Source organism: Variovorax sp. GW823-FHT02B07 (genome assembly GCF_058797695.1).
This window is the reverse complement of sequence record NZ_JBXAJX010000001.1, coordinates 1,967,237-1,992,546: the sequence shown is the minus strand read 5'-3', so window position 1 is coordinate 1,992,546 and position 25,310 is coordinate 1,967,237. Positions and strand designations below refer to the sequence as shown.

Genomic DNA, 25,310 nt, shown 5'->3' with positions numbered 1-25,310 from the left:
CGCGCTGCAGGACCCGGCCACCGCCCCCATGCAGCCCCAGCCGCTGAGCGACACCGAGATCGAGCTGCGCCTGCTGATGGAGGCCATCTACCTCAAGTACAGCTACGACTTCCGCAACTACACCACGGCCTCGCAGAAGCGCCGCGTGCTGTATGCGCTGGAGCAGCTCGAGCTGCCGAGCATCTCGGCGCTGCAGGACCGCGTGCTGCGCGACGCGGCGCTGTTCGGCCAGCTGCTGCAGTTCCTGACCATTCCCGTGAGCGAGATGTTCCGCGACCCGGCCTACTTCCTGGCGCTGCGCCGGCATGTGGTGCCGATCCTGCACACCTACCCGTCGGTCAAGGTGTGGGTGGCGGGCTGCAGCACGGGCGAAGAGGTGTTCTCGCTGGCCATCCTGCTGCGCGAGGAAGGCCTGCTCGAGCGCACGCAGATCTACGCCACCGACATCAACCCGGCCTCGCTCGAGAAGGCGCGCCAGGGCATCTTTCCGCTCGAGGCGATCCGCGGCTACACGGCCAACTACCAGCGCGCGGGCGGCCTGAGCGCGTTCTCCGACTACTACACCGCCGCCTACGAGGCCGCGCGCTTCGACCCCTCGCTGTGCGCCGACGTGATCTTTGCCGACCACAGCCTGGCCACCGACAGCGTGTTCGCCGAGACGCAGCTGGTGTCGTGCCGCAACGTGCTGATCTACTTCAACCGCCAGCTGCAGGACCGCGCGCTCGGGCTGTTCCACGAGTCGCTGTCGCACCGCGGTTTTCTCGGCCTGGGCTCGAAGGAAAGCATCGACTTCTCGGGCTACGCCGACCGCTTCGACGCCCATGCGCGCGCCGAGCGCATCTACCGCAAGGTCGCATGAAGCGCGCCGGCACGCAGCACCGTCCGTTTCCGGTTCGCCGCGTCGAGGCCGTGGTGCTCGGCGCCTCGGCCGGCGGCATCGACGCGCTCAGCGCGGTGCTCGACGGCCTGCCGGCCAACTGGCGCATTCCGATGGCGGTGGTGCTGCACCTGCCCGAATCGCATGAGAGCCACCTGGCCGAGATCTTCGGGCAGCGCCTGCCGATTCCCGTGCACGAGGCGCTCGACAAGATGCCGCTGGTGGACGGCTGCCTGTACTTCGCGCCGCCGGGCTACCACCTGTCGATCGAACGCGGGCGTCGCTTTTCATTGAGCTGCGAGCCGCCCGTGCTGTTCTCGCGCCCGTCCATCGACGTGCTCATGGCCTCGGCCGCCGATGCCTACGGGCCCTCGGTGGCCGGTTTTCTCATGACCGGCGCCAACGAAGACGGCGCCGAAGGCCTGCTGCGCATCCACCGCGCCGGCGGACTCACCGCCGTGCAAGACCCGAAAGAAGCCCTGGTTCCCACCATGCCCCTCGCCGCCATTGCGCGCCACGCCCCCGACCACGTGCTCCGGCTGCGCGACCTGCGCATCCTGCTGCAGCTACTGGAGCCCGCCCATGCCCATTGAGGTCGAAAGCAAGCTGCTGATCGTCGACGACCTGCCCGAGAACCTGCTGGCGCTCGAGGCGCTGATTCGCGCGCCCGGGCGGCTGGTGTACCGCGCCGGTTCGGCCGAGGCCGCGCTGGCGCTGCTGCTGGAACACGAATTCGCGCTCGCCATCGTCGATGTGCAGATGCCCGGCATGAACGGCTTCGAACTGGCCGAGCTGATGCGCGGCACCGAGCGCACGCGGCACATCCCGATCATCTTCGTGAGCGCCGCCGGGCGCGAGATGAACTACGCCTTCCAAGGCTACGAAAGCGGCGCGGTCGACTTCCTGCACAAGCCGCTCGATCCGCACGCGGTGGTCAGCAAGGTGAGCGTGTTCGTCGACCTGCACCAGCACCGCAAGGCGCTGCGCCACGAAATGGAATCGCTGGCCGCCGCGCACCGCAAGCAGGAAGAACTGGTGCAGCAGCTGCAGCACACGCAGCGCGAGCTGGAGCGCGCGGTGCGCATGCGCGACGACTTCATGTCGATGGTGTCGCACGAACTGCGCACGCCGCTGAACACGCTCTACCTGGAGGCGCAGCTGCGGCAGCTGCACCTGTCCAAGGGCAAGCTCGACAGCTTCTCGCCCGAGAAGCTGCCCACCATGATCGAGCGCGACCAGCGGCAGATCCGCAACATGGTGCGGCTCATCGACGACATGCTCGACGTGACGCGGCTGCGGCGCGACGCGTTGTCGATCCAGACCAAGCCGGTCGACCTGGCCGAACTGGCCCGCGCCGTGGTCGACAACCTGCGCCACCAGGCCGAGGCCGCGGGCTGCACCATCAGCCTGGACGCGCCCCCCGCGCTGCGCGGCGTGTGGGACGAGTTCCGCATCGAACAAGTGCTGACCAACCTGCTGACCAACGCGCTGCGCTACGGCGGCGGCAAGCCGGTCGAGATGACGGTGCGCCAGGACGGCGACCATGCGGTCGTGAGCGTGCGCGACCAGGGCATCGGCATCTCGCCCGAGGACCACCAGCGCATCTTCGAGCAGTTCGAGCGCACCGACGTCAGCCGCAAACACGCGGCCGGCCTGGGCCTGGGCCTGTACATCACGCACAAGATCGTGAGCCTGCATGCGGGCCGCATCGGCGTGGAGAGCACGCCGGGCCACGGCGCGCGCTTTTTCGTCGAGCTGCCGCTGCAGCCGCCGCCTGCCACGGCCGACGCCGGGAAGTAACAAACAAGGCCTCTGTTACGGATTCCGGTAGGCACAGCGTCGATACTGCGGGATCGCAATCAATGGATGCCGAGAGAAAACAACTGTGAATGTGCTGATCGTCGATGACAACGAGGCCGCGGCCGACCTGCTGCGGGAGCTGCTGACGCTGCAGGATCACACGGCCCGCTGCACCTACACGGCGCAACAGGCGCTGGATGCAGCGGCCGGCGAGCGCTTCGATGCGGCGCTGATCGACCTTACGCTGCCCGATTTCCCGGGCACCGAGGTGGCGCGGCGGCTGCGTGCCACGGCTGCCGAAGGCACGCCGCGGCTGCTGGTGGCGATTTCTGGTTTTTCGGAACGGGACGCGGCGAATGCGGCGCCGGGCGAGGTGCTGTTCGACCACCACCTGCAAAAGCCCATCGACATCGGGGCGCTCGAGCGCATCCTCGCGCCCAGCTGACCCGGCCCTCTATCGCCCTTCAGCGCATCGCGCGGTAGCGGTAGAGGCGAAAGCCTTCCTTCTGGATGAAGCCGCTGGGTTCCCAGCCGCGTGCGAGCGCACGGTCGGTGATCTGCGCCATCTGCAGGCCGATGCTGTCCTGGAGGTTGTCCCCCACGGCCAGCTCGAACTTACGGAGTTCGCCGTCCAGGGCCTCCACCGCCGCAATGGCGGCCTCGACATCGGTGAAAGGCCGAACGCTGGTCTGCATTTTTTGTCGCTCCTTCGGCACTCTGCGCGCCTGTTGAACGATCCAAGGCAAGTGTCATGCCCCGGGCCCGAACCCTCCTGCAGGCATCAAATGAATTCTTTGATCTTACAAATGTGACTGAATGTGACGTTTTCGTCAGAGTTCACGCCAAGAATTGGCATGCCTGCAAGCTTGCGGGTGGTCGGTCAATCGCGGTCGTCATCGTCGTCGTCATCGTTCGGCGCACGGTAGGGATAGCCGGGACCGTAGTACAGGCGCCCGCGCGGCGGGACGTAGATCGGGGCCGGCCGGTAGTACACGGGCGGCGGCGGACGGTAGTAGGCCCGCGGCGGTGGCGGTTCGTAGTAGATCGGGGCCGGGTACGCATAGACGGGCGGCGGCACGTAGTACGGCGGTGCATAGACCGCGCCGGGCGTGCCGATCTGCACCGACCAGCTCGTGCGCGCGCTGGCGGCACCCGTGGCGAACAGCGCGCCGGCCGCGATCGCGGCGACGGCGGCCCATCTGAAAACGGAAGAATCACTTGGGGAATGCATGGTGGCTCCAGGCCTGGCGCGAACGGCGCCGGCGTGGTCCTGCAACGCCACATGTCCCTGCGTGGTGCACCACGAAGCGCACCAGCTGGTTGCCAAACGTGAACGGGATTCCCAGTCGGCCTTCAGTTCACGATGGCCCGGCGCGACAGCATCACGTCGTCGCCCGTCGTGTTGAAGGCGATGGTCGGCGCGCTGAAGTCGCTCAGCGGCGCGCCCAGGCCGATTTCGCCGCGCCCGTGCAGCACGCACTCGTCGCGCCGCAGCGCGATCTCGTGGCTCGGCCCGCCGTTGCCATGGAAGCGCACCCAGGTGCCGTAGGTGCTGACGTCGATCAGCACGCAACTGCCCTGCCGCTCCTCGATGCGCGCATGCAGCCGCGACACGCGCGGGTCGTTGACCACGAACTGCGCGTCGCCCACGCGACCCAGGTGAATCGGCAGCTGGTCGATGCGGAACATCGAGCGCACGTCGAGCCACGCGAGTTCGATGCGGCCGAAGGTGGAATCGGGCAGCCGCGCCGGCAGCAACGCGGCCGGCACGGTGAGGAAGCTGGTCAGGTCTTCCTGCCAGTCAATGCGATGGACGATCGACATCTCGGTGCGCCCGCGGATGCTGATGGGCCCGAGGTCGCGGTGCTGCACGGCGCCTTCGTGCAGTTGCTGGATCACCGCCTCGGTGACCCAGATCTGGCCCGGCCCGGCCAGGTCGCTCAGGCGTGAGGCCAGGTTGACGGCGTCGCCGAAGCAGTCGCCCTCCACCTCGACCACATCGCCGCTGGCCACGCCGATCTGCAGCGCCATGCGCAGCGGCACGGGCCAGCCGGCCAGGCGCTTCTGGTGGTAGCGCTGCAACTCGATGACCGCGTGCGTGGCGGCGGCGCCGCTGGTGAAGATGGCGAACACGCCATCGCCCAGCGATTTCACGACCCGGCCGCCGTGGGCCTCGCACACACGCCCGATCCATTGGGTCAGCCGCGTCACGGTCTCGGTGGCACGTGCATTCCCCATGGCCTCGAAGACCCTGGTACTTCCGGTCAAGTCCGCGAAAACGACTGTGGAATTGACACCCATACTGTTTTTTCTTGGCGGCAAGCGCTGGTTATGTTGCTCTGGACCTTTCGCCGCTCCTGCGAGAAGTTTCCCCGACATGCGCCTTCACATGCAAGGAACGATCCGCAGAAGCTTCTTGTTGACGCTGCAGCGACAGGGCCAGCTTGGCGCATCGTGCAGATGAATGCCAAAGTTTTTTAATACTTTTGCGCTCAAAATTCAAATGACAACAAAAGAGACCGCTAAAGCTTGTTGTTTGCAAACAAGAAACGGTGTTTCACATCTTGTGTCCCGGCGAACTGAGGCTTAAGGTAGCGACCGTCTCAGCTCCCGGCAATACGCTTTTCGTGACATGCTGCTCTTTCGCCGCCTTTTTCAGCTCCTGAACGTACCCGGCCTGGGCTCGCGGCAGGTTGCGGAAAGTCAGCTCGGGCGCATCCGCACGGCAATGCTGTCGGTGCTCCAGGGCCGCGGCGGCCAGTCGATCCAGCGCGTCAGCCAACGCGTGCGCTTTGCGGTCGATGTCGAGACCCTCTGGTACCTGCGTCAGGACGTGATGGTCGCGCTGAGCGCCATCGACGGCGAATCGGCCGCGCGGCGCCAGATGAAAGAAATCAACAGCATGTTCAAGGGCGGCCTGCCCGGCTCGATGGGCCCGCGCGTCCATCAGCGTTTCACCAACCAGTGATGTCCTGATTGGCCGGCGTCGCAGCGGCACCGGTGGCCGCCTGCGTGCTGGCTCAATGGTCGTGGCCGTGATGGTCGTGACCGTGGTGCGCATGGTCATGGTGGCCGTGCCGATGGCCCCACACCAGGAACACGTCGCGCCCCTCGGCGGCCAGCGCCACCTTCGCCCCCACCGGCAGCAGCACCTTGGTCTGCACATGCCCGAACGGCAAGCCGGCAATCACCTGCACCTTCTTCAGGCTTGAACGCAGCCGGTCGATCACCGTGTTCATGCCGAAGCCGCGGTCGTAGCCGGCGATGTTGCGCACGCCCGTGAACTGGCCGAACACGACGGCCTTCTGGCGCGCCAGCACGCCAGCGAGCTTCAACTGGTCGAGCATGCGTTCGATGCGGTACGGATGTTCGTTGGTGTCCTCGATGAAGAGCACGCCCTTGTCGACCACCGGAAAGTACGGCGTGCCCAACAGGCTGGTCAGCACGCAGAGGTTGCCGCCCCAGAGCACGGCGTCTTCGATCGGCTTGACCTTGAGCTCGGCGTCGCGCGCCGGCATGCGCCAGCCGGTGCCTTCGCCCTGCCCGCTCAACAGGTCATCGAAGCAGGCTTCCATGATGTCGTCGGCACCGCCTTCGGCGCCGAAGTCTTCGCCGACCGCAGGGCCCGACCAGGTGACGGCGCCATTCTTGGCCAGCAGTGCGTTCTGCAGGGCCGTGAAGTCGCTGCAGCCGACGAACTCGGTGCCCTTGTCGATGGCCTTGACCAGCGCCTTGTACGGCAGCGCGTCGAGGATGCGCGTGAGGCCGTAGCCGCCGCGCGCGATCAGCGCCACGTCGGCACCGCTGGCAGCCGCGCGCGAGATGGCGGCGAGCCGCGTGGCGTCGTCGCCCGCGAAACGCTGGTGCGCCAAGAGCGCGGCTTCATCGACTTCGACTTCATGGCCCAGGGCCTTCAGCCGCGCCACGCCGCGCCGGAAGGCGGCCTTGTCGCGGATGGCACTGGAGGGGGAATAGATGTAGATATGTTTGGACGTCACGTCGTCGAGTATCCCATTGCGTCCCGGATCTGCCGGGCCAGGGGGGCGGCCTGCGCGCTGTCCGGCCCGCCCGATACGGCACGCGGACCGAGCGCGCGCAGCGCGGCCTCGTAGCCCCGGTCGGGGAACGGCGCGCGCCAGGCGTCCTTGGCGCGCACGCCGCTGTCGGGTGCAACGAGCGTCGCGCTGAAGCGGCCCGGTGCCGCCGCTTGCAGCAGCGCTGCCAGTTCGCCGCCTGCCGCGCTGTGCACCAGCCCGAGCGGTTCGGGATGCACCTGGTCGAGCCACGCCAGCAGCACGTCGCGATGCCATTCGAGCTGGTGCGTGGCTTCTCGCTTGGGCTTGTCGCTCTTGCCAAAGCCGATCAGGTCGGGCACCAGCGTGCGCAGGCCGGGCGTGCGGACGAGGTGGCGGAAGAAGTAGCCCCACTCGCCCGGGCCGTGCAGGCACAGGCAATCGGCCATGCGGCTGTCGCTGCCGGCCGGGCCGGTCTCGTCGACCCAGTGCAGGCGCCAGCCTTGCAAGATTGGCAAGTCCTGGGCGTGATGCGGCGCGAAGTCGAAATCGGTGAGCGCTGCAAAGCGTTCGACGGGCGTACGCAAGGCATCGTCGCGCAGCGGCTCGGCCTGCGCGCGCGCGGCGCTGCGGCGCTGCTGGAAGAAGCGCTGCAGCACCGCGCTGCAGTCGTCGGCCAGCACGCCGCCCTGCACGCGCGTGTGATGGTTCAGCTTCGGCTCGGCGAAGAGATCGAGCACCGAGCCCGCGGCACCGGTCTTGGGGTCGGTGGCGCCGAACACCACGCGCGCCAGCCGCGAATGCAGCATCGCGCCCGCGCACATCGCGCAGGGCTCGAGCGTGACGAACAGCTCGCAGCCGTCGAGCCGGTAGTTGCCGAGCGCGGCGGCGCCGGCGCGCAGGGCGTTGATCTCGGCGTGCGCGCTCGGGTCGTGCTGCGCCACGGGCGTGTTGCGGCCGGTCGCGATGACCTGGCCGTCCTTCACCAGCACCGCGCCCACGGGCACCTCGCCCGCATCGGCTGCGCGCTGCGCTTCCTGCAGCGCGAGCGCCATCCAGTGCGCGTCCGATGTCGATGCGGCCGGCTCAGTTGTCATCGGGCATCTTGCGGGCCTGGGCCGCGGCGTCGAGGGCGTCCTTGACCTGTTGCTGGACCTGCTGCGCCTGCGTGCGTGCATCGACCGCCGCCGGCGCAGATGCGCCAGGTGCGGCCGGTTGTTTGGCGATGGCGGTGTGCGACAGCTGCTGCTTCGCCAGCAGGCCGACGACCACCAGCGCGAGCACGAGGCCGATCAAACCGAACATCCGCATCTCAGCGCGCCTCCGGTGCGACGGCCATGCCGAGCCGGTCCATCCACACGGCCAGCGCCTGTTCGTCAGCCGAGCCGGCGCTGTAGACCTCGCGCATCGCCGCGTGCGATTCGGGCCGGTGCTGGTTGAGCTTGATCTTGCATTGCAGCGCCGTCACGTGCAGCTCGAAGCCCATGATGCCGGCCAGCATCTTGCGCTGGAACTCCTCGCCGAGGTCCTTCCACTGCTGGGCGTAGGCCGGCTCGTGGTCGCCGATGAGTTTCTTGAGCAGCGCGTCCTTGGCCTCGGGCGTCTCGACGAGCCGGGCTTCGACGGTGCAATGGACCGCGAGGTAGTTCCACGTCGGCACGCGCGCCAGGTCGGGATAGACCGAAGGCGACAGGTAGGCGTGCGGCCCCTGGAAGACCACGACCGCGCGCGGCCGCGCCTGCAGGTAGCGCCAGTGCGGGTTGGGCTTGGCGCAGTGGCCCAGCAGCACCAGCGCATCGCCCTCGCGCTGCTCGGCCACGATGGGCAGGTGCGTGACGAAGGGCAGGCCCTCGTCGTCGTTCGAGATCAGGTTGGCAAAGGGGTGGTCGCGCATGAGGCCCAGCGCGACGGCCGGGTCCTTGGCGTTGAACTGCGGAGGCATGTACATGGGGCGGTTCCTCGTGGGGAGGCCCGATTGTCCCCGAGTCGCCCCGGCTTCCGCTGCAGCAGGCTACTTGGCGCGTGCCGCTTCGAGCTGCTTCACCATCGCCGTGTAGCCACGCGCCTTGGCGAGCTGCAGCGGCGTGAGGCCCTGGCGGTCGGCCAGTTGCAGGTTGGCGCCGCCGGCGATCAGCGCGGCCAGCGTGCGCTGGTGGCGAGCACCACCGTCGCCGAGCACGATCGATTCGATCACCGCCGTCCAGTGCAGGTTGTTCACGTGGTCCAGCGGCGCACCGGCCGCGACCAGCCGGCGCACGACCTCGTCGTGCCCCAGGTGCGCGGCAGCAATCAATGCGGTGCCGTCGTAGCGGCTGGTGACCTGCCCGGGCTTGGCGCCCAGTTGCAGCAGCAGCGTGAGCGTGGTCACGTCGTCGGCCACGGACGCGATGGTCACGGCGTCGTAGCGGTCGTCTTCGAGCAGGTCGATGTTCGCGCCCGCCTTGGCGAGCAGCGTCACGGCGTCGCGCTGGCGCGCGTAGGTGGCGACCTGCAGCGGCGTGCGGCCGCGCGCGTCGCGCACGTCGAGACTGGCGCCGGAGGCGATCAGGCTCTTGAGCTTGAGCAGGTCGCCGTGCCAGGCGGCGCGGTGCAGGCCTTCGTAGGCCAGCACTTCGGCGGCCAGCGGCGGCACCTGGGCCGCCGCGCCGGGCGCGGCGCTCCAGCCGATCGCGGCGGCGAGCACCGCCGACCAGAGACCGCGCGCCGTCATCAGAGCTGACCCTTGACCTTCTCGAGCGCGGCGTTGGCGCACTGCTCGTCGAGGTGGCCGCCGGGCGCACCGCCCACGCCCACGGCGCCGATCACTTCGTTGCCCGACTTGATCGGCACGCCGCCGCCCAGCAGCAGGAAGCCCGGCAGGTACACGAGGTTGGCGGCGCCGGGGTTCTTCTGGGCGCCTTCCATCATGGCTTGCGTGGGGCTCTTGGCCGAAGCCGAGGTCCAGGCCTTGCGTTCGCTCGACGACAGCGTGTGCGGGCCGGCGTTGTCGGCGCGCTGCACGGCGCGCACGGTGCCGGCGCGGTCGACCACGGTGGCGGCCACGTTGTAGCCGTTGGCGGCGCAGGCGGCCACGGTTTCTGCGGCGATCTGGTTGGCCAGCGCGAGCGAGATGTTCTTCTCGGTGCGAACAGCGGGGGCCGGCGTCTGGGCCTGGGCGACGGAAGCAGCGAGCAGAACGGCGAGGCCGCCAACGCGGATGATCGATTGCATGTGTTGTTTCTCCAGTGATGAGAGGGTTCGTGCCGGCCTGTGCCGACCACGGTGTCACTGTAAAAAATAAGGTCCGCTGCAACCATTCGTACGGCTACGCCCAGCCCTCCGTAGAACTACGGAGCGCCCTCTTCTCCTGCATCCGACGCCAGTACGGCATAGCGCCGGATCAGCTGCGCCAGCGAGTCGCAATCGAGCTTGGCGAACAGGTTGGCGCGGTGGGTCTCGACGGTGCGCGGCGACAGCGCCAGCACGCGCGCGATCTCCTTGTTGGTGAGCCCCTGCACGATGAAGGCCAGCACCTCGCGCTCGCGCTCCGACAGCTGCGCCACCCGCTCGCGCGCGGCGTTGTCGGCCTGCGAGCGCTCGCGCGTGCGCACATGCTGGCGCACGGCCTGCTGCAGGGCTTCGAGCAGCTGCTCGTCGTCCACCGGCTTCTCCAGGAACTCGGCCGCGCCGGCCTTGAAGGCGCGGCGGCACATCTCGACCGTGCCGTGGCCGGTCAGCATGATCACGGGCTGGTCGACGCCCTGCGCCACCAGCCGGTCGAGCACCGTGAGGCCACTGATGCCAGGCATGCGCACGTCCAGCACGATGGCGCCGACGCTCGCGCGGTCGAAGCCGTCGATGAAGGCCTGCGGATCGGCCCAGCCCTGCACGCGCAGGCCGACGGTGCCGATCAGCAGCGACAGGCTGTCGCGCACGGCCTGGTCGTCGTCGATCAGGTGGATCAGGGGCGATTGGGGTTGGTCGGCGGTGGTTGGCGTGGTCATGTCGAAGGTGCCACCAGCGGCAGCAGCAAGGTGAAGCGCGCACCGCGCGGCGAGGCATTGGCGGCGCTCAGGCTGCCGCCCATGCCGCTGGCCAGCGTTTCGCTCAGGCTCAGGCCGAGGCCCAGGCCGCCTTCGCGCGTGCTGAAGAAGGGTTCGAACAGGCGCGGCAGCGCCTCGGGCGCGATGCCGCGGCCGTTGTCGGTGACGGTCAGCACGCCCTCCTCGCCGTTGCGGCCGACCGAGACCACGAGGCGCCGCTCGGCGGCGGGCACGAGGTCCAGCGCCTGCGTCGCGTTCATGAGCAGGTTGTGCACGATCTGCTCCAGCGCCACGGCCTCGGCCTGCACGCGCACGGGCGCCTGCGCGCTGGCGTCGAACTGGGCCGCCACGCCGTGGCGCGCGAACTCGGGCGCCAGCAGGTGCATGGCGCTGCGCACCACCTCCTGCAGCACCAGCGGCTTCACGTCGCCACCGGCCTCGGGACGTTCGATGACGCGGCGCAGGCGGCCGACCACGCCGGAGGCGCGGCGGGCCTGCTCGACGGCCTGCCCCATCGCGTCGCGCGCGGTGGCGAGGTCGGGCGGGTCGTCGTCGAGCAGGCGGCGCGCGGCCTGGGCGTTGGCCAGCACGGCCGTGAGCGGCTGGTTGAGCTCGTGCGCCAGCCCGGCCGACAGCTCGCCCAGCGCATTGAGGCGCGCCACCTGGCCCAGCCGCAGAAGCTCTTCGGCGCGGCGCCGCGCGATGCGCTGGCGCTGCGCGGCCCACAGGCCCGCCAGCAGCAGCGCCATCGCCACGGCCCAGCCGCCGATGGTGCGCCACGGCAGCTCGGCCCAGCCGACCTGGCGCTCGGCCACCAGCTCGAAAGGCTGGCTCGGCGACGCCAGTTCCTTGCTCAGGCTGTAGCGCCAGCCATGTTCGGCCGACTGGCCGTGTTGTAGCACCAGTTGCTGGCCGTCGCGCTGCAGGACCAGGCGCACGGGACTGCGCTGCGGGTTCATCGGCCAGTCGCGCCAGGGCACCGAGCCGACGAGGTCGATCTCGAGCGCATAGCTCAGCGGCTCCGAGCCGATCACGAGCTGGTAGCGGCCATGCGGCAGATCGAGCACGGCCAGGTCGGCGCGGCGCTCGGCGCGCGAACGGGCCTCTGCCGCGGCCAGCGCGTCGGCGTGCTCGGCATCGGGCCAAGGCTCGTCGGCCGCGCGCCGCTGCACGCGCAGGATCGACGAGTACACCGACGGCAAGCGGCGCTCGGGGTAGTCGGCGCCGGCGTTGGGCTCCAGCAGCGCGAGCGTGGCCAGCACCGCGTCGTACTGCACCACCTGCTGGCTCATGAGGCGGTGCGCAATGCGCGCGTCGGTCTCGAAATCCTGCTGGAGCCGGGTCAGCTCGGCGCGCGCGAACCACACGGCACCGGCGGCCGTGAGCACCAACCAAGCCAGCCACCAACCGCCCCGCGTACGCAACCACTGTGTCATGGCGCGGATTGTGCCCGGCGCCGACAGGCCTCCCCGCTTGGCCGAAAATGCCGACCCAGACATGGCTGACGTGCAGGACTCCCTCTTTTCCGACCTCCCCGAACTTCCGCGCCCGGCCGAAGCGGCCGACGCGCCGGCGCCTTCGCCGAAGAAGCCGCGGGGCGCCACCGTGAAGCCCGTGGCACCCGACGCGGCGCTGGTCGCCCTCGCCGCCGAGTTGCCACAGCAACTGCGCCTGGGCACCTCGTCGTGGAGCTATCCGGGCTGGGCCGGCCTGGTCTGGGACGGCGACTACGCCGAGACCGTGCTCTCGAAGAACGGCCTGTCGGCGCTCGCCCAGCACCCGCTGCTGCGCACCGTGAGTCTGGACCGCAACTTCTACCGCGCCCTCACGGCCAGCCAGTACGCGCGCTACGCGGCCATGGTGCCGGACGACTTCCGTTTCGTCGTGAAGGCCCCGAGCCTGGTGACCGACGCCACCGTGCGCGACGAAAGCGGCCGCGGCACGCAGGCCAACCCGGTGTTCCTGAGTCACGAGATCGCGCTGCAGGAGTTCGTGCAACCGGCGCTCGACGGGCTGGGCCACCGCATCGGCGCGCTGGTGTTCCAGCTGAGCCCGATCCCCACGCACCTGCTGGCCGACCAGCCCGCGCTGATCGCCCGCATCGGCGCGATGCTGGCGGCGATGCCGGACCTGAAGCCGATCGCGCCCGACGCCGTGCTCGCCGTCGAGGTGCGCGACCCGCAGCTGCTGTGCGCCGCCTTCGCCGACATGCTGCGCAGCGTGGGCGCGACCTTCTGCATGGGCCTGCACGCGAAGATGCCGCCCATCGAGGACCAGCTGCCGATGCTGCGCGCCCTGTGGCCCGGGCCGCTGGTGTGCCGATGGAATCTGCACCGCCGCCACGGCCGCTTCGGCTATGAAGACGCCGAGAAGCTCTACGGCCCCTTCGACAAGGTGCTCGACCCCGACCCCGAAACCCGCGCCGCGCTGGCCAAGGTGATTGCCGGCACCACGGGCGCCGGGCAGAACGCCTTCGTCACCGTGAGCAACAACGCCGAAGGCTGCGCGCCGCTGACCATCGCCTCGCTGGCGCAGGACATCGTCGACCGGATCTCCCGCTAGAACGCCCGCCATGCCTTCGATCTCGTTCCGGCCCCTGCAATCCACGGATTTCGCGATGCTCCACGACTGGCTGTGTCGCCCGCACGTGGCCGAATGGTGGACGCCCGTGCCGACGCTCGCCGAGGTCGAGGCCGACTTCACGCCGATGCTGGCGCACGACTCGCCCGACCGCGGCTACATCGCATTGGGCGACGGGCAGCCCTTGGGATTCATCCAGTCTTACGTCGTGATGGGGTCGGGCGACGGCTGGTGGGAAGACGAACGCGACCCGGGCGCGCGCGGCATCGACCAGTTCCTCGCGCAGGCTGACCAGTTGAATCGCGGACTCGGCAGCGCGATGGTGCGCGCCTTCACGGACCAGCTGTTCGCCGACCCGACCGTGACGCGCATCCAGACCGATCCGTCGCCGCGCAACGCCCGCGCGATCCGCAGCTACGTCAAGGCCGGCTTCCGTGCGCTGGGCGAGGTGGTCACGCCCGACGGGCCCGCGCTGCTGATGGTGCGCGAGCGCGACGCCTAAGCCGCAGGCGGTGCGGCCTCGAGGTCGCACCACATGTGGACCTTCGACGAGAACGCGCCATCGAGCACGGTGGCCATCGGCTCGACGCCGAAGACCTGGAAGCCGCAGCGCTCGTACAGCGCCTGCGCCGGGCGATTGCCTTCGGTCACGGTCAGCTGCACCACGCGCACGCCGCCGAGCGCGCGTGCATGCGCGAGCAAGGCCCGCACGAGTTGTCGCCCGGCGCCCGCGCGCCGCGCCGATTCCGCCACCACCATGCCGAACAAGGTCGCCTTGTGGCGCGTGCGCTGCCGCGATTCGCGACCCAGCCCTGCCGCACCGATGAGCGCACCATCGACATCGAAAGCGCCGTACACCGCCTTGGCAGCGTCGGCGTCCGTGCGCAGGCGTGTCTCCCACCACGTCGGCGGCAGGCTGGCGCGCTCTTCGACCGTGGAGGTGAAGGCTTCGGGGTGCCGTGCGTAGGCGTCGAGCATCAGCGCACGGTAGGCCGTGGCGTCGGCAGGAACCAGCCGGCGAACGGTGGGAGCGGCTTCAGAAACGGGCACAGACGGACTGCCTTTCCTGCAACACCGCCTCTTGCGCGAAGCGCTGGCGGTAGGTGTCGATCAACGCGGCAATGGCCGCGTCGGCCTTCGCGTCGCGCGGGTGCAGCAGCACGACCAGCTTCGAGGGCTCGCGCACCACCTGCCCCGACGCACCACGCCACTGGCCGGCGGCATCGAGCACGGTGAAGCCTTGCGGAAAGGCCGGTGTGACGCGGGTGTCGAGAAAGTCGGCCCAGTCGGCGTCGGACACCTGACCGCCCGTGGGGATGGCGCGGCCGAAATAGAGGGTGTCGCGCTCGAAGGCTTCGAAGCCCGCGGCGCAGTGGCCCGGCGGCCCCGCGGCGCAACCTGCAAGCACCACAGCGGCCAGCGCGCTCGCCATGCCTGCGCGAGACAGCCTGTGGCGTGCGACGCGGTTCATGCCGGCCCCTCGGTCGTTCAGGCCTCGGGCGCGATCGACTCGGCGTACTCGTACAGCGCGCCCAGGATTTCCTCGCCGCGCTCGTCGGCGTTCTCTGACAACGCATCGACTTCGCTGAACAGCGCCTCGATGGTGCGCGCCCCGCCCTCGCCCTTGAACAGGCGCGCCACGCGCAGCGCTTCCCAGCGCTCGGCTTCTTCCTCGTTCAGCGACTCGGGCCAGTTGCGCGCGCGGTAGCGGAAGAGGATTTCTTCGAGCCGCCCGTCGTCGAAGGCCACGCGCTCCTTGGCGAGCCCCTCGGGCGACAGCCCGCGCAGCTGGTTCAGGCGACGGCGGTCGCCGTTGCCGACGAAACCGCCGTAGAGGTCTTCATCGACATCGGGCGTCGCCTCCTTCGGGCGGGAAAAAACCTGCGACCAGATCGCGCTCATGTCGGGCAGGTCGCGCGCGATGGCGGCGTGGCGCATGGCGGTGTCCATGTCGACGCCCCAGCGCTCGGCCATGGCCGGTGCCAGCGTGCGCAGGTTGCCGACCACCATCGGCGACTTGTTCAGGTGCACGCTCTTCATCGGCAGCCGCGTCATGCCTTCGGGCAGATCGGCGGTGCGCGTGAACAGGCGCAGGCGCAGCGTCTCGGCGTCGAGGTCGCGCAGCTCGCTCGGGTCTTGCGACAGGTCCCAGGCCAGCAGTTCGTTCTTGTTGGTCGGGTGGCTGGCCAGGGGCCACATCACGGCCAGGCAGCCGCGCTCGACCGGGAACATGCCCGACACATGCAGGAAGGGCTTGGCGGTCTCGCGCATCGCGGGCAGGCCGAGCTCCATCGCCACGCGGTCCTTCTTGTGCAGGCCGAAGGCGAAGTCGAAGAGCTTGGGCTGCTTGTCACGGATGAGTCGCGCCAGCGCGATGGTGGCGCGCACGTCGGACAGCGCATCGTGCGCCGATTCGTGCAGCAGGCCGTTGGCGCGCGCCAGGTCTTCCAGCTTGAAGCTGGGCTTGCCGTCTTCCTTCTTCGGCCACTCGATGCCGTCGGGGCGCAGCGCGTAGGTGAGGCGCACCACGTCGAGCAAGTCCCAGCGGCCGCAGTCGTTCTGCCATTCGCGCGCATACGGGTCGATGAGGTTGCGCCAGAACAGGAAGCGCGTGACCTCGTCGTCGAAGCGGATGGTGTTGTAGCCCACACCGATGGTGCCGGGCTGCGAGAAGGCCTGCTCGATGTGGGCCGCGAACTCGTGCTCGGGAATGCCGCGCTCCAGGCAGACCTGCGGCGTGATGCCGGTGATCAGGCAGGCCTCGGGGCTGGGCAGGTAGTCCGGCGCGGGCTTGCAGTAGATCATCAGCGGTTCGCCGACCTCGTTGAGCTCGGCGTCGGTGCGGATGGCCGCGAACTGCGAGGGACGGTCGCGGCGCGGCACGGCGCCGAAGGTTTCGTAGTCGTGCCAAAGAAAGGTGTGGTTCATTCAGAGCAAGGGAGAAAACAGTCGCGCAATGGCATCGCCGAGGCGGCGCCAGAAAGTCTGCGGGCGGTGGGCGCGCACCGCGCCGGAGCTGTGCAGGTCGGTTTCGAACTGCGCCGCCAGCGGCTGGGTCAGCGCAGGTCCGTAGACCACGGCGCAGACCTCGAAGTTGAGCCGGAAGCTGCGGTTGTCGAAATTGGCGGTGCCGATCATCGCGCAATGGTCGTCGACCACCAGCGTCTTGGAGTGCAGCATGCGTTCCTTGTACTCCCAGATCTTGACGCCGGCGGCGATCAGCTCGTCGAAGTACGAACGCGCGGCGGCGCTCACGATGGCCGAATCGCTGCGGCGCGGCACGAGCAGCCGCACGTCGACACCGCGCAGCGCCGCGCTGGTCAGCGCCATCAGCGCGGGCTCGCCCGGCACGAAGTACGGCGTGGTGAGCCAGGCCCGGCGCGTGGCCGAATGAATCGCCTCGACGTGCATGCGGTGGATGGCCTCGAAAGCGTTGTCGGGGCCGCTGGTGACGATCTGCACCGGGATGTCGCCCGCTTCCACCTGGGGCAGCAGCGCGTCCAGCACGGCGTCGGAGCGGTGCTGCTTTTCGCCGGTGGCGTAGCTCCAGTCCTCCAGGAAGGTGGTCTGCAGCCAGCGCACCGCGCTGCCTTCGATGCGCACATGCACGTCGTGGTACGCGTCCTTGGGGTTGGTGCGCTTGTCTTCCTCGTCGGTGATGTTCACGCCGCCCGTGAAGCCCACGCGGCCGTCGCACACCACGATCTTGCGGTGGGTGCGGTAGTTGGTCACGGGGCGCAGGCGCCGGCCGATCTTGGTGTCGTGGAACAGTGCCACCTCCACGCCCGCCGCGTGCATCGGCGCCATGAACTTGCGGCCGATGCGCTTGGAGCCGAGCGCGTCGAGCAGCAGGCGCACCCGCACGCCGGCCTGCGCACGCTCGACCAGCAGGTCGCGCAAGGCGGTGCCGATCCGGTCAGGCTCGAAGATGTAGTACTCGAGGTGGATGTGGTCGCGCGCCGCGCGCACGGCCTCGAAGATCGCGTCGAAGGTGCGCGCGCCGCCCGAGAGCAGCTCGACGCCCGTGGCGCTCGACACCGGCAGGCCGCACGCGGCGGTGCCCAGCCGGGCCATCTGCTGCAGCGCCGGCGGCGCGTGCTGCGAGGCGTCACGCAGCCGCGCCAGGTCGGCCTGCGCATGCGCGTTCGCGCGGTTGCGCAGGCGCTTGAGCCGCTGCTTGCGCAGCCGCTGCGGTCCCAGGAAGTAATAGACGATGAAGCCCGCGAACGGCAGCAGCGCCAGCGACAGGATCCAGCTCATGGTGGACACCGGCGCGCGCTTTTGCATCACGATCCAGATCGACAGCACGGCGATGTAGCCGCTCCACGCCAGGGAGAGGCCGGTTTTCCATTCGTGGCTGAGTTCGGGGAGGATCAAGGCAAAAGCGGTTGAAGGCGGAGTGTTTTCGGCCGGCCCAAAGAAAAAGGCCAGCAGCGAATGCTACCGGCCTTTGACTTCGTTCCTCAGAGAGGCGGGATCAGCCCGTGGCTGCTTCCTCCGCTTCGGGCTTCGACTTGCCTTCCTTCTTCGGGATCGGCTGGATGTCGAGCAGCACTTCGTCCTTCTCGTCGAGGTCGACTTCGAGGCGACCGCCGTCGGTCAGGCGACCGAACAGCAGCTCGTCGGCCAGTGCACGACGGATCGTGTCCTGGATCAGGCGCTGCATCGGGCGTGCGCCCATCAGCGGATCGAAGCCCTTCTTCGCCAGGTGCTTGCGCAGCTTGTCGGTGAAGGTGACCTCGACCTTCTTCTCGCTGAGCTGGGTTTCCAGTTGCAGCAGGAACTTGTCGACCACGCGCAGGATGACCTGTTCGTCGAGCGCCTTGAAGTTGACGATGGCGTCCAGACGGTTGCGGAATTCAGGCGTGAACAGGCGCTTGATGTCGCCCATTTCGTCGCCGGCCTGCCGCGCGTTCGTGAAGCCGATGGTCGCCTTGTTCATGGTCTCGGCGCCCGCGTTCGTCGTCATGATGATGATGACGTTGCGGAAGTCGGCCTTGCGCCCGTTGTTGTCCGTCAGCGTGCCGTGGTCCATGACCTGCAGCAGCACGTTGAAGATGTCCGGGTGCGCCTTCTCGATTTCATCGAGCAGCAGCACCGCGTGCGGCTTCTTCGTGACAGCCTCGGTCAGCAGACCGCCCTGGTCGAAACCGACGTAGCCCGGAGGCGCGCCGATCAAGCGGCTCACCGCGTGACGCTCCATGTACTCCGACATGTCGAAGCGGATCAGCTCGATGCCCATGATGTAGGCCAGCTGCTTCGCCGCTTCGGTCTTGCCGACGCCCGTGGGGCCGGAGAACAGGAACGAGCCGATCGGCTTGTCGCCCTTGCCCAGGCCCGAACGCGCCATCTTGACCGCGGAGGCCAGCACTTCGAGTGCCTTGTCCTGGCCGAACACCACGCTCTTGAGGTCGCGCTCGATCGTCTGCAGCTTGCTGCGGTCGTCGTTGCTGACGTTGGCCGGGGGAATGCGCGCGATCTTCGCGACGATTTCCTCGACCTCGGTCTTGCTGATGGTCTTCTTGCGCTTGCTCGGCGGCAGGATGCGTTGCGCAGCACCGGCTTCGTCGATGACGTCGATCGCCTTGTCGGGCAAATGACGGTCATTGATGTACTTGGCGCTGAGTTCGGCCGCGGCCTGCAAGGCGGCCACCGCGTACTTCACGCCATGGTGTTCCTCGAAGCGCGACTTCAGGCCCTTGAGGATGTCGACGGTTTCCTGCACCGACGGCTCGACCACGTCGACCTTCTGGAAACGACGCGACAGGGCCGCGTCCTTCTCGAAGATGCCGCGGTATTCCGTGAAGGTGGTGGCGCCGATGCACTTGAGCTGGCCGCTGGAGAGCGCCGGCTTGAGCAGGTTCGACGCATCGAGCGTGCCGCCCGAGGCTGCGCCCGCACCGATCAGGGTGTGGATTTCGTCGATGAACAGGATGGCGTTCGGCTTGTCCTTGAGCGACTTGAGCACGCCCTTCAGACGCTGTTCGAAGTCACCGCGGTACTTGGTGCCGGCCAGCAGCGCGCCCATGTCGAGCGAATAGACCTGCGCCTCGGCGAGGATCTCGGGCACGTCGCCCTGGGTGATGCGCCATGCCAGGCCTTCCGCGATCGCGGTCTTGCCCACGCCGGCCTCGCCCACGAGCAGTGGGTTGTTCTTGCGCCGGCGGCACAGGATCTGGATGACGCGCTCGACCTCGTATTCGCGGCCGATCAGCGGATCGATCTTGCCGTCCTTGGCGAGCTGGTTGAGGTTTTGCGTGAACTGCTCGAGCGGCGAGGCCTTCTCGTTGCGTTCGCCGCCGCCCTCTTCGCCCTCGCCCTGAGGCGCTTCGCCGCTGCCCTTGACGGCTTCCGGCGGATCGCTCTTCTTGATGCCGTGGGCAATGAAATTGACCACGTCCAGGCGGGTGACGCCCTGCTGGTGCAGGTAGTACACGGCGTGCGAATCCTTCTCGCCGAAGATCGCAACCAGCACGTTGGCGCCGGTGACTTCCTTCTTGCCGTTGCCGGTGGACTGCACATGCATGATGGCGCGCTGGATCACGCGCTGGAAACCCAGGGTGGGCTGGGTGTCTACATCATCGGTACCCGCCACTTGCGGCGTGTTGTCCTTGATGAAGTTGGTGAGCGACGCCCGCAGGTCGTCGACGTTCGCCGAGCAGGCGCGCAGAACTTCCGCGGCGCTCGGGTTGTCCAGCAAAGCGAGCAGCAGATGTTCCACGGTGATGAACTCGTGGCGTTGCTGCCGGGCCTCGACGAAGGCCATGTGCAAGCTGACTTCCAGTTCCTGGGCAATCATGTGATTTCCTTTTGCCTTGCTGTAAATAAGTTCTCAGATGGGTTGGAGCGCGTGCAATTCAACTGGTTCACGCGACCGGTTCGCTGACACATTGCAGCGGGTGCCCTGCCTGCTGCGCGGCCTCCATCACCTGATTGACCTTGGTGGCCGCCATGTCGCGGGAATAAACCCCACAGACACCCCGGCCATCGAGGTGGATCTTGAGCATGATCTGGGTCGCCGTTTCTCGGTCCTTGCTGAAGTATTCCTGCAGGATGACGATCACGAACTCCATCGGCGTGTAGTCGTCGTTCAGCATGACGACCTGGTACATCTGGGGCGGCGCCGTTTTTTGCGGGCGGCGCTCCAGAACGACCGAATCTCCGTCGTCGCCCGCCGGTTTCTGCGCCGGCGGGGTGCTGGGAGTTTTGGGAATTCTCGTTGCCATGAAAAAGATTCTATAGAGCGTGCAAGCACCGTGCCGACGCCAACAGACTTGGTGACGCCTATTCGACAAATCAAGAGGCATGCGTCGTGTACGACAGCACGAAGACAGACGTAAAAAAACCGGCAGGTTGCCGGTCTTTTTTACAGATTGCGCAGAACGGGACCTTTGGGCGCCGGCAATTTCCGGCCCGGCACCCGGGTCGGAACCGGCAGATCGGGCGGCAAGGCGTCGATTTCTTCGTCGGTGAGTTCGCGCTCGGGAGCCCACTCTGCTTCCTCGTGAACGGCGGCGGGCAGCGTGAACGGGACTCGCGAGTTCTGCAACTCCGAATCCTCGTGCAAGGCCGGTACTGGTGGCAATGGTCTCGGCCGCTGCGGGGGTGAGGGTGCAACGGGCGGCGCAACCGGCCCTCCTCTAATGCCCGTCAAGGTGGGGAGCGCTGGCGACAACGCCTGCCATTCAGCCAGCCGCCGCGCATCCTGCTCAGCCTGCCACCGCGCTAGTGCCAAGCGTTGCGCTTTCTGATGTGCGGTCTGCTGCTGCCCTAGCAGCGCCAACTCGGCGCGGATCGCCAGCCGCACCTGTTCGCGCTCCGAATCCGAGGCACGGCGCTGCGCGTCGAGTTGCCTGCCGAGCCTGTGCGAGAACACCCAGAGGCCCAGCAAGGCGCCGACGGCACCGACCGCGAGGCAGACGACAAGGAAATTGGCCTGGATCAGCGTCACAGCGAAGCCTCCTCGTCGGCGTCCCACTTGCGCAGCAGATCGAGTGGAATGGCATCGGCCACCTGGGAAAACCGCAGGCCGGTCATGCGTTCGGCCTGCTTGAGCAACACGGCGACAGGACTGCTCGGTTCGTGGTTCTCGAACCATCGCCGGGCCTTGCGAATGTCACGCAGGATGTCGTCGCGTGTCGCCAGGCCCTCACCGGCTGGCGTGCTTGCCGGCCACGACGGAAGCGGGTCAGGTCTTGTTGCGGCCGCGACAGGCGGCGCCGATGCCCCGGTTCGCTGGAATGGGGCCAGCAACCGCACCAGCGCATGCAGTGGAGGCGCGTCCAGCCCCAGGTGCTGGGCGGCCCAGGCGACGATCTGCGCCGCCGCCTCGGCCGCTTGCGCCAACAGGCGCAGCGGCGCCTGGTCATCGCCCGACGCAGCGGCCGCGAGGTCTGCCAACTGCTGCGCCATGGCCTCCGGACTGGTTGCGTCCGGCGCCCGGGGCATCGCAAAGGCGCGCTCGACTTCACGCACCGTCAGGTGCCGCGCGGCATTGGCTGCAATGACGACCTCTCGCACGTCGCTCAACAGGCCCTCCGGATCGGCCAGCGCAGCGAGCGCATTGGCGCGCACGGCCGGGTCGCGCTCGCCCTCGATCACCAACTGGGGGTGCACCGCTTCAGGCCAGGTCCGCAGCGCCTCGACCAGCAGTACCAACGACTGCGCAAGCCCTGCCGCCTGCGCCAGCCGGGTGCGTGCACGGCACAGCCAGACAAAGAGATTGATGTCCCGCGTCCGCAGCAGCAGCCGGCGGCAGTCCCGTTCGATCTCGGCCCAGTTCGGCGCGTCGGGAGCTCCGACGAACTGCCCGTACTGCGCATCGCCACGCGGGGACATGCGCGCCAGCAGGACGGCGTATTCGGCGTCGTATTCCAGGCTGGGGCCGCAAGGCGCCGCCGCGCTGAAGGGGGACAGCCGGTCGCCCGCCTCGATGCGGGCGCGCGTGGCGTAGGCGGTGGGCTCGGCGTCGGTGTGGATGGGAGCGGTCATGGAGCAGGTTTCTCGAAGGGAAAAATTCAGCGTGCTGCCGTCGCCTGGCCGTGATGACGCGAGCCGATGTACGCCTCGGGCTCGAACACCATGCCGACGGTGTAGCCGGGCGTCGAACGCGGCGCATCGACGGCAGGCCGCCCGTCTTCCGCGCTGCCGGAACCGCCGAGCCAGGTAGACCACCCGAGCTTCTCGGCATCATCGAGCCGTGCCGGCGGGGTGCTGTCGTTGCGCACACGCAGTTCCACCTCCCAGACGAATTCGTAGCCGACAAAGCCCCGCACCCATTCGACGAGCAAGCCCAGGTCCTGCCCCTGAGGGGTGAAACGCAGGTACTGCTCCAGGCTCAGCGGGCCGAGCACGAGGCGGAACTTGTTCTGCCGGTCGGCCACGACCTCCCCCGCCATGGCCCCGACGCCCATGATGCTGGAGGTCCGCGCGCGCCCCAGGTGGCTCTGGTCCTCGGGATCGATCCGGATCCAGTGGCGCACGAACTCCTGCAGCTGCACGGGCACGGCGAAAAAGTGCGCCAGCGTGGCGGCCAGCCCGTCGGGATTGCGGGCTTCGCGGGCCAGGTGGGTCGAGGCCGCCAACCGGGCGTGCGCGGGCAGCACCGAATCGCGGATCTCGAGCGGGTCGTGCCCCGTCAGGCGCGCGATGTAGCGGCTGAACGCCTCGTCCTCCGACCGGTCGAGCCCGGCAGCGGCCTGCCCTTGCGCCCACGCCCGGTACATGTGCGTCAGGTAGCGGTGATGGAACAGGTCGAGAAAGTCCGCGAGGGTGCTGTCGTTGTGGTTTTCCGTGCGGTCCCGCACCAGTTCGGTGTAGTGCAGCGGCAACGGGCCGTTGGGGCCCAAAAGCCCGAGGCCGTACAGGCGCACGACCGGCAGCGCCGGGTTATTGCCGGACCGCGTCGGCGATGCTCCCGGCACCCGACGCTCCGACTCGCCGGGCAGCACCACGCTGGCGATTTCGCGCGGCGCGAAGGTCAAGGCCGCCGCCTGCCCCAGCCGGAAAGGCTCCTGCTGAGGGCGCCTGGCCAAGCCGACGGGAGGATGCTGCAGGTGGGACGCGCCGAAGCGCCTCAACAGGGACAGGAAGCCAAACCTCCACGGCGCACGCCGCAATCGTCCCAGCATGTCTTGAAGCGTCCCGCCGGGGGCGGCCTTCGGGGACTTCGTCATGGCTTCCCCTCGCCTTCGTCGCTGCCCACGCGGTGCGGCGTTGTCGACCCCAGGTGAAGATGGCTGTCAGGCGACAGGTCATGGTGCTCTTGCCGTGTCAGGCTGGGCAATGGCGCTCGGCTGTCGCGCGCCAGTTCCGGGGCGAACAGGCCCAGCACGTCCTCGGGCACCTCCTGGTCGAGCAAGCCTGATCTCACGAGGGGCTCGAAGTCTTCGATGATCCGGTCGATGCCCTCGCGCGGCAGCAGGATGTCGCGCAGCAACGGGTACGGCTCGGCTTGCCGACGCAAGTCATCGAGCGTGGGCGCGGCTTCGTTGCCCGATGCCAGCAGGCCCTCCCAGTCGACACGCCCCGAGAGTTGAGCGGGATCGCGCACCACACGGACAAACTCCTCGTGCAGTTCGTCGAGCAGGCAGGCCGGGCGGCCATCGCCACTGGCCGGCGGGCTTGCCGGACGCACGGCAGGTCGTGTTTGCCCAGCCGCGGGCGCGTCACCGAGCAGCCCCGCCAGGACATCGGCAACGGGCGACGGCTGCGCCCCCGCGATGTCGAGAACGCCGAACGGGTTCGCCAGCACATCCACGTGTTCGTCGCGCTCGCCGCCCTCCGGAGGGTCGTTGAAGGCCAATACACGCAGATCAAAGGGCTGCGCGTCGGACGCGGACGCAGGCGTGCGCGACGCCGCGCCCCGGTCGGCATCGGCGGACCCGCGCCGACCAGGCGTCTGCGTGCCCGGCTGCCTCACGTCGGCCGGGGCGCCTTGCTCGACCGTGAAACGCAACAGCCCGAGTTCCAGCGTGTCCCCCGGCGCGACCGGCACGCTCGCTCCTGCGGGCACACGCTCGCCCCGACACACGCACATCAGCGTGTGGCTGCTGTTCGTCAAACGCCATTCCCCTGCACTGTCGCTCCATGCGATGCGGCACAGATTGGCCGCGCGCCACTGCGCTTCGCTCTGACGCTCCCCGCACAGCTGGAGCGCGTCGGCCATGCCGGCGCCGGAGGGAGGGATCGACAACGCGCCACGCCGCGGCTCCCCGTTGCTGTGCGTGAGTTGCAGGCGCAACGGGGTCTTTTCGGCGTCGCCCCCCTGTGTCTCCGTGCGGATCATGGTGCATCCCCCCACAGCTTCTGCAGCCGGTTGGCCGCCCCGATGAAGCGCCCTTGCGCGTCCTGCTGCCAGAACGCCATTTCCGCCCGGGGTCCCTGCAGCCGACTCGGCCAGTCGGCCCATGGCAGAAAGCGAACGCCTTGCAGCGCCGCGGCGGGATCGTCCGGCAGCGCGGGCCCCGTCCCACGTTCGAGCAATGCCTGCATCTGCCGGCGCCGATGCGCGCGGTTGCTCTCGTCCTTCAATGCCGCACGCCCGTTCTGCGACTGTTGCACGCGCCACAGCGCCCGCACCGTGCGCTCCAGCACGCGCAGATCGGCCGCCCCCTGGGCACAGGCATGACGGGCCACGGCACGCGCAAGCCAGAACTGCCAATCCAGGGGCTCCTGCACCTGAGCGCCGAAGTGCGCCTGCGTCCAGCGTGGATGCGCCAGTTGGTAGACAAGCAAGGGGTGGTGCCGACCCACCTTGTCAACGGACGGCGCGATCACGCCCAGCACGAAGCGCCGCCGCGCGAACGCCAGCGTTCCTGGCGGAAGCACGAAGGCAACGGGAATCGCCATGGCACGTGCCGTGGCGTCCGCTCCGGCATGGCGGCACTGCTGGGCCAGCCAGGGCATCCACGCGTCCGGTTCCCCGTGGCGGACGCCGCTGCGAACGAAATCCGCCTGCCCGGGAAGCTTTCCCCAGATGGCGGGCGGGGTGACGTGCCACGCGGCACGCAGCATGCT

General features: G+C 68.6%; 29 protein-coding genes. 7 read left to right on the top strand and 22 right to left on the bottom strand.

Going from position 1 to position 25,310, the window contains the following annotated elements:
* The first annotated feature begins 28 nt into the window (after nucleotides 1-28).
* From AC1RGU_RS09315 to AC1RGU_RS09300, 4 genes are all read left to right on the top strand, one after another.
* Complete coding sequence (locus tag AC1RGU_RS09315; protein WP_062480071.1) at nucleotides 29-859, top strand: CheR family methyltransferase; 831 nt, start codon at nucleotides 29-31, stop codon at nucleotides 857-859.
* The gene (locus AC1RGU_RS09310; protein ID WP_489056855.1) at nucleotides 856-1,470 is read left to right on the top strand and encodes a chemotaxis protein CheB; all 615 of its coding nucleotides are present in this window, start codon (nucleotides 856-858) and stop codon (nucleotides 1,468-1,470) included. Before AC1RGU_RS09315 ends, AC1RGU_RS09310 begins: the two co-directional genes overlap by 4 nt.
* Nucleotides 1,460-2,677 carry a hybrid sensor histidine kinase/response regulator gene (locus AC1RGU_RS09305; protein WP_492696107.1) on the top strand — a complete coding sequence of 406 codons (1,218 nt, stop codon included), beginning with the start codon at nucleotides 1,460-1,462 and terminating at the stop codon, nucleotides 2,675-2,677. Before AC1RGU_RS09310 ends, AC1RGU_RS09305 begins: the two co-directional genes overlap by 11 nt.
* An 85-nt stretch (nucleotides 2,678-2,762) precedes the next feature.
* Nucleotides 2,763-3,122 (top strand): response regulator, encoded by a 360-nt coding sequence (locus AC1RGU_RS09300; RefSeq protein WP_095745227.1) that lies wholly within the window; start codon nucleotides 2,763-2,765, stop codon nucleotides 3,120-3,122.
* A 19-nt stretch (nucleotides 3,123-3,141) separates the two neighbouring features.
* On the opposite strand, the gene AC1RGU_RS09295 is transcribed toward AC1RGU_RS09300, so the two are convergent.
* The 3 genes from AC1RGU_RS09295 to AC1RGU_RS09285 form a co-directional block, all read right to left on the bottom strand.
* On the bottom strand, nucleotides 3,142-3,372 hold the full coding sequence (locus AC1RGU_RS09295; protein ID WP_070060568.1) for a hypothetical protein: 231 nt from the start codon (nucleotides 3,370-3,372) through the stop codon (nucleotides 3,142-3,144).
* A gap of 185 nt (nucleotides 3,373-3,557) precedes the next feature.
* On the bottom strand, nucleotides 3,558-3,908 hold the full coding sequence (locus AC1RGU_RS09290; RefSeq protein ID WP_095947692.1) for a hypothetical protein: 351 nt from the start codon (nucleotides 3,906-3,908) through the stop codon (nucleotides 3,558-3,560).
* Between the two features lie 122 nt (nucleotides 3,909-4,030).
* Entirely contained in the window at nucleotides 4,031-4,978 is a 948-nt protein-coding gene (locus AC1RGU_RS09285; protein WP_062480056.1) for an adenylate/guanylate cyclase domain-containing protein, read from the bottom strand.
* A 331-nt stretch (nucleotides 4,979-5,309) separates the two neighbouring features.
* Here AC1RGU_RS09285 and AC1RGU_RS09280 point away from each other — a divergent pair, with 331 nt between their 5' ends.
* Nucleotides 5,310-5,645, top strand: a complete 336-nt coding sequence (locus AC1RGU_RS09280; RefSeq protein WP_062480058.1) for a hypothetical protein — start codon at nucleotides 5,310-5,312, stop codon at nucleotides 5,643-5,645.
* 52 nt (nucleotides 5,646-5,697) lie between these two features.
* Here the strand turns inward: AC1RGU_RS09280 and AC1RGU_RS09275 are convergent, their stop codons facing one another.
* The 8 genes from AC1RGU_RS09275 to AC1RGU_RS09240 form a co-directional block, all read right to left on the bottom strand.
* The gene (locus AC1RGU_RS09275) at nucleotides 5,698-6,675 is read right to left on the bottom strand and encodes an LD-carboxypeptidase (RefSeq protein WP_492696104.1); all 978 of its coding nucleotides are present in this window, start codon (nucleotides 6,673-6,675) and stop codon (nucleotides 5,698-5,700) included.
* Complete coding sequence (gene tadA / locus AC1RGU_RS09270; RefSeq protein WP_492696102.1) at nucleotides 6,672-7,787, bottom strand: tRNA adenosine(34) deaminase TadA; 1,116 nt, start codon at nucleotides 7,785-7,787, stop codon at nucleotides 6,672-6,674. Before tadA ends, AC1RGU_RS09275 begins: the two co-directional genes overlap by 4 nt.
* Nucleotides 7,777-8,001: a hypothetical protein gene (locus AC1RGU_RS09265; protein WP_492740793.1), complete on the bottom strand. Its 225-nt coding sequence runs from the start codon at nucleotides 7,999-8,001 to the stop codon at nucleotides 7,777-7,779. The genes tadA and AC1RGU_RS09265 overlap by 11 nt, the downstream gene beginning before the upstream one ends.
* 1 nt (nucleotide 8,002) lies before the next feature.
* On the bottom strand, nucleotides 8,003-8,638 hold the full coding sequence (locus tag AC1RGU_RS09260) for an FMN-binding negative transcriptional regulator (RefSeq protein ID WP_492696098.1): 636 nt from the start codon (nucleotides 8,636-8,638) through the stop codon (nucleotides 8,003-8,005).
* A gap of 63 nt (nucleotides 8,639-8,701) precedes the next feature.
* On the bottom strand, nucleotides 8,702-9,400 hold the full coding sequence (locus tag AC1RGU_RS09255; RefSeq protein WP_492696096.1) for an ankyrin repeat domain-containing protein: 699 nt from the start codon (nucleotides 9,398-9,400) through the stop codon (nucleotides 8,702-8,704).
* On the bottom strand, nucleotides 9,400-9,900 hold the full coding sequence (locus AC1RGU_RS09250) for a GlcG/HbpS family heme-binding protein (protein WP_056581174.1): 501 nt from the start codon (nucleotides 9,898-9,900) through the stop codon (nucleotides 9,400-9,402). The genes AC1RGU_RS09255 and AC1RGU_RS09250 overlap by 1 nt, the downstream gene beginning before the upstream one ends.
* A gap of 116 nt (nucleotides 9,901-10,016) precedes the next feature.
* Nucleotides 10,017-10,673, bottom strand: coding sequence for a response regulator transcription factor (locus AC1RGU_RS09245; RefSeq protein ID WP_095745220.1), 657 nt, complete (start codon nucleotides 10,671-10,673; stop codon nucleotides 10,017-10,019).
* Nucleotides 10,670-12,148 (bottom strand): sensor histidine kinase, encoded by a 1,479-nt coding sequence (locus AC1RGU_RS09240; protein ID WP_492696094.1) that lies wholly within the window; start codon nucleotides 12,146-12,148, stop codon nucleotides 10,670-10,672. The genes AC1RGU_RS09245 and AC1RGU_RS09240 overlap by 4 nt, the downstream gene beginning before the upstream one ends.
* Before the next feature lie 61 nt (nucleotides 12,149-12,209).
* On the opposite strand from AC1RGU_RS09240, the gene AC1RGU_RS09235 reads away from it, so the two are divergent.
* Together AC1RGU_RS09235 and AC1RGU_RS09230 are read left to right on the top strand one after the other, a co-directional pair.
* Nucleotides 12,210-13,274 (top strand): DUF72 domain-containing protein, encoded by a 1,065-nt coding sequence (locus AC1RGU_RS09235; RefSeq protein ID WP_492696092.1) that lies wholly within the window; start codon nucleotides 12,210-12,212, stop codon nucleotides 13,272-13,274.
* A gap of 10 nt (nucleotides 13,275-13,284) precedes the next feature.
* Entirely contained in the window at nucleotides 13,285-13,794 is a 510-nt protein-coding gene (locus tag AC1RGU_RS09230) for a GNAT family N-acetyltransferase (protein WP_492696090.1), read from the top strand.
* Here the strand turns inward: AC1RGU_RS09230 and AC1RGU_RS09225 are convergent.
* The 11 genes from AC1RGU_RS09225 to tagF form a co-directional block, all read right to left on the bottom strand.
* The gene (locus AC1RGU_RS09225) at nucleotides 13,791-14,342 is read right to left on the bottom strand and encodes a GNAT family N-acetyltransferase (protein WP_492696088.1); all 552 of its coding nucleotides are present in this window, start codon (nucleotides 14,340-14,342) and stop codon (nucleotides 13,791-13,793) included. The two genes, AC1RGU_RS09230 and AC1RGU_RS09225, sit on opposite strands and share 4 nt — an antisense overlap.
* Nucleotides 14,329-14,763 carry a DUF3574 domain-containing protein gene (locus AC1RGU_RS09220; protein ID WP_492696086.1) on the bottom strand — a complete coding sequence of 145 codons (435 nt, stop codon included), beginning with the start codon at nucleotides 14,761-14,763 and terminating at the stop codon, nucleotides 14,329-14,331. The genes AC1RGU_RS09225 and AC1RGU_RS09220 overlap by 14 nt, the downstream gene beginning before the upstream one ends.
* Before the next feature lie 17 nt (nucleotides 14,764-14,780).
* On the bottom strand, nucleotides 14,781-16,220 hold the full coding sequence (gene sbcB / locus AC1RGU_RS09215; RefSeq protein WP_095745215.1) for an exodeoxyribonuclease I: 1,440 nt from the start codon (nucleotides 16,218-16,220) through the stop codon (nucleotides 14,781-14,783).
* Complete coding sequence (cls, locus tag AC1RGU_RS09210; RefSeq protein ID WP_062471451.1) at nucleotides 16,221-17,669, bottom strand: cardiolipin synthase; 1,449 nt, start codon at nucleotides 17,667-17,669, stop codon at nucleotides 16,221-16,223.
* A 100-nt stretch (nucleotides 17,670-17,769) separates the two neighbouring features.
* A complete protein-coding gene (clpA, locus tag AC1RGU_RS09205; RefSeq protein ID WP_062471453.1) occupies nucleotides 17,770-20,091 on the bottom strand; it encodes an ATP-dependent Clp protease ATP-binding subunit ClpA in 2,322 nt (773 codons plus the stop codon).
* Nucleotides 20,092-20,158: 67 nt separating this feature from the next.
* Nucleotides 20,159-20,518, bottom strand: coding sequence for an ATP-dependent Clp protease adapter ClpS (clpS, locus tag AC1RGU_RS09200; protein ID WP_062471456.1), 360 nt, complete (start codon nucleotides 20,516-20,518; stop codon nucleotides 20,159-20,161).
* A 140-nt stretch (nucleotides 20,519-20,658) separates the two neighbouring features.
* Nucleotides 20,659-21,243, bottom strand: a complete 585-nt coding sequence (locus AC1RGU_RS09195; RefSeq protein ID WP_095745214.1) for a hypothetical protein — start codon at nucleotides 21,241-21,243, stop codon at nucleotides 20,659-20,661.
* Entirely contained in the window at nucleotides 21,240-22,283 is a 1,044-nt protein-coding gene (locus AC1RGU_RS09190; protein WP_492696084.1) for a type VI secretion system protein TssA, read from the bottom strand. The genes AC1RGU_RS09195 and AC1RGU_RS09190 overlap by 4 nt, the downstream gene beginning before the upstream one ends.
* 26 nt (nucleotides 22,284-22,309) lie before the next feature.
* Nucleotides 22,310-23,467, bottom strand: coding sequence for a type VI secretion system baseplate subunit TssG (gene tssG / locus AC1RGU_RS09185; RefSeq protein WP_492696082.1), 1,158 nt, complete (start codon nucleotides 23,465-23,467; stop codon nucleotides 22,310-22,312).
* Nucleotides 23,464-24,579 carry a TagK domain-containing protein gene (locus AC1RGU_RS09180; RefSeq protein WP_492696080.1) on the bottom strand — a complete coding sequence of 372 codons (1,116 nt, stop codon included), beginning with the start codon at nucleotides 24,577-24,579 and terminating at the stop codon, nucleotides 23,464-23,466. Before AC1RGU_RS09180 ends, tssG begins: the two co-directional genes overlap by 4 nt.
* Entirely contained in the window at nucleotides 24,576-25,307 is a 732-nt protein-coding gene (tagF, locus tag AC1RGU_RS09175; protein ID WP_492696078.1) for a type VI secretion system-associated protein TagF, read from the bottom strand. Before tagF ends, AC1RGU_RS09180 begins: the two co-directional genes overlap by 4 nt.
* Between the last annotated feature and the right edge of the window lie 3 nt (nucleotides 25,308-25,310).

Excerpts from the sequence above, each read along its gene's own strand:
- AC1RGU_RS09315 (WP_062480071.1), top strand. The coding sequence starts at position 29 with ATGCAGCCCCAGCCGCTGAGCGACACCGAGATCGAGCTGCGCCTGCTG.
- AC1RGU_RS09310 (WP_489056855.1), top strand. The coding sequence starts at position 856 with ATGAAGCGCGCCGGCACGCAGCACCGTCCGTTTCCGGTTCGCCGCGTC.
- AC1RGU_RS09305 (WP_492696107.1), top strand. The coding sequence starts at position 1,460 with ATGCCCATTGAGGTCGAAAGCAAGCTGCTGATCGTCGACGACCTGCCC.
- AC1RGU_RS09295 (WP_070060568.1), bottom strand. The coding sequence starts at position 3,372 with ATGCAGACCAGCGTTCGGCCTTTCACCGATGTCGAGGCCGCCATTGCG.
- AC1RGU_RS09290 (WP_095947692.1), bottom strand. The coding sequence starts at position 3,908 with ATGCATTCCCCAAGTGATTCTTCCGTTTTCAGATGGGCCGCCGTCGCC.
- AC1RGU_RS09285 (WP_062480056.1), bottom strand. The coding sequence starts at position 4,978 with ATGGGTGTCAATTCCACAGTCGTTTTCGCGGACTTGACCGGAAGTACC.
- AC1RGU_RS09280 (WP_062480058.1), top strand. The coding sequence starts at position 5,310 with ATGCTGCTCTTTCGCCGCCTTTTTCAGCTCCTGAACGTACCCGGCCTG.
- tadA (WP_492696102.1), bottom strand. The coding sequence starts at position 7,787 with ATGACAACTGAGCCGGCCGCATCGACATCGGACGCGCACTGGATGGCG.
- AC1RGU_RS09265 (WP_492740793.1), bottom strand. The coding sequence starts at position 8,001 with ATGCGGATGTTCGGTTTGATCGGCCTCGTGCTCGCGCTGGTGGTCGTC.
- AC1RGU_RS09260 (WP_492696098.1), bottom strand. The coding sequence starts at position 8,638 with ATGTACATGCCTCCGCAGTTCAACGCCAAGGACCCGGCCGTCGCGCTG.
- AC1RGU_RS09255 (WP_492696096.1), bottom strand. The coding sequence starts at position 9,400 with ATGACGGCGCGCGGTCTCTGGTCGGCGGTGCTCGCCGCCGCGATCGGC.
- AC1RGU_RS09250 (WP_056581174.1), bottom strand. The coding sequence starts at position 9,900 with ATGCAATCGATCATCCGCGTTGGCGGCCTCGCCGTTCTGCTCGCTGCT.
- AC1RGU_RS09245 (WP_095745220.1), bottom strand. The coding sequence starts at position 10,673 with ATGACCACGCCAACCACCGCCGACCAACCCCAATCGCCCCTGATCCAC.
- AC1RGU_RS09240 (WP_492696094.1), bottom strand. The coding sequence starts at position 12,148 with ATGACACAGTGGTTGCGTACGCGGGGCGGTTGGTGGCTGGCTTGGTTG.
- AC1RGU_RS09235 (WP_492696092.1), top strand. The coding sequence starts at position 12,210 with ATGGCTGACGTGCAGGACTCCCTCTTTTCCGACCTCCCCGAACTTCCG.
- AC1RGU_RS09230 (WP_492696090.1), top strand. The coding sequence starts at position 13,285 with ATGCCTTCGATCTCGTTCCGGCCCCTGCAATCCACGGATTTCGCGATG.
- AC1RGU_RS09220 (WP_492696086.1), bottom strand. The coding sequence starts at position 14,763 with ATGAACCGCGTCGCACGCCACAGGCTGTCTCGCGCAGGCATGGCGAGC.
- sbcB (WP_095745215.1), bottom strand. The coding sequence starts at position 16,220 with ATGAACCACACCTTTCTTTGGCACGACTACGAAACCTTCGGCGCCGTG.
- clpA (WP_062471453.1), bottom strand. The coding sequence starts at position 20,091 with ATGATTGCCCAGGAACTGGAAGTCAGCTTGCACATGGCCTTCGTCGAG.
- clpS (WP_062471456.1), bottom strand. The coding sequence starts at position 20,518 with ATGGCAACGAGAATTCCCAAAACTCCCAGCACCCCGCCGGCGCAGAAA.
- AC1RGU_RS09190 (WP_492696084.1), bottom strand. The coding sequence starts at position 22,283 with ATGACCGCTCCCATCCACACCGACGCCGAGCCCACCGCCTACGCCACG.
- tssG (WP_492696082.1), bottom strand. The coding sequence starts at position 23,467 with ATGACGAAGTCCCCGAAGGCCGCCCCCGGCGGGACGCTTCAAGACATG.
- AC1RGU_RS09180 (WP_492696080.1), bottom strand. The coding sequence starts at position 24,579 with ATGATCCGCACGGAGACACAGGGGGGCGACGCCGAAAAGACCCCGTTG.
- tagF (WP_492696078.1), bottom strand. The coding sequence starts at position 25,307 with ATGCTGCGTGCCGCGTGGCACGTCACCCCGCCCGCCATCTGGGGAAAG.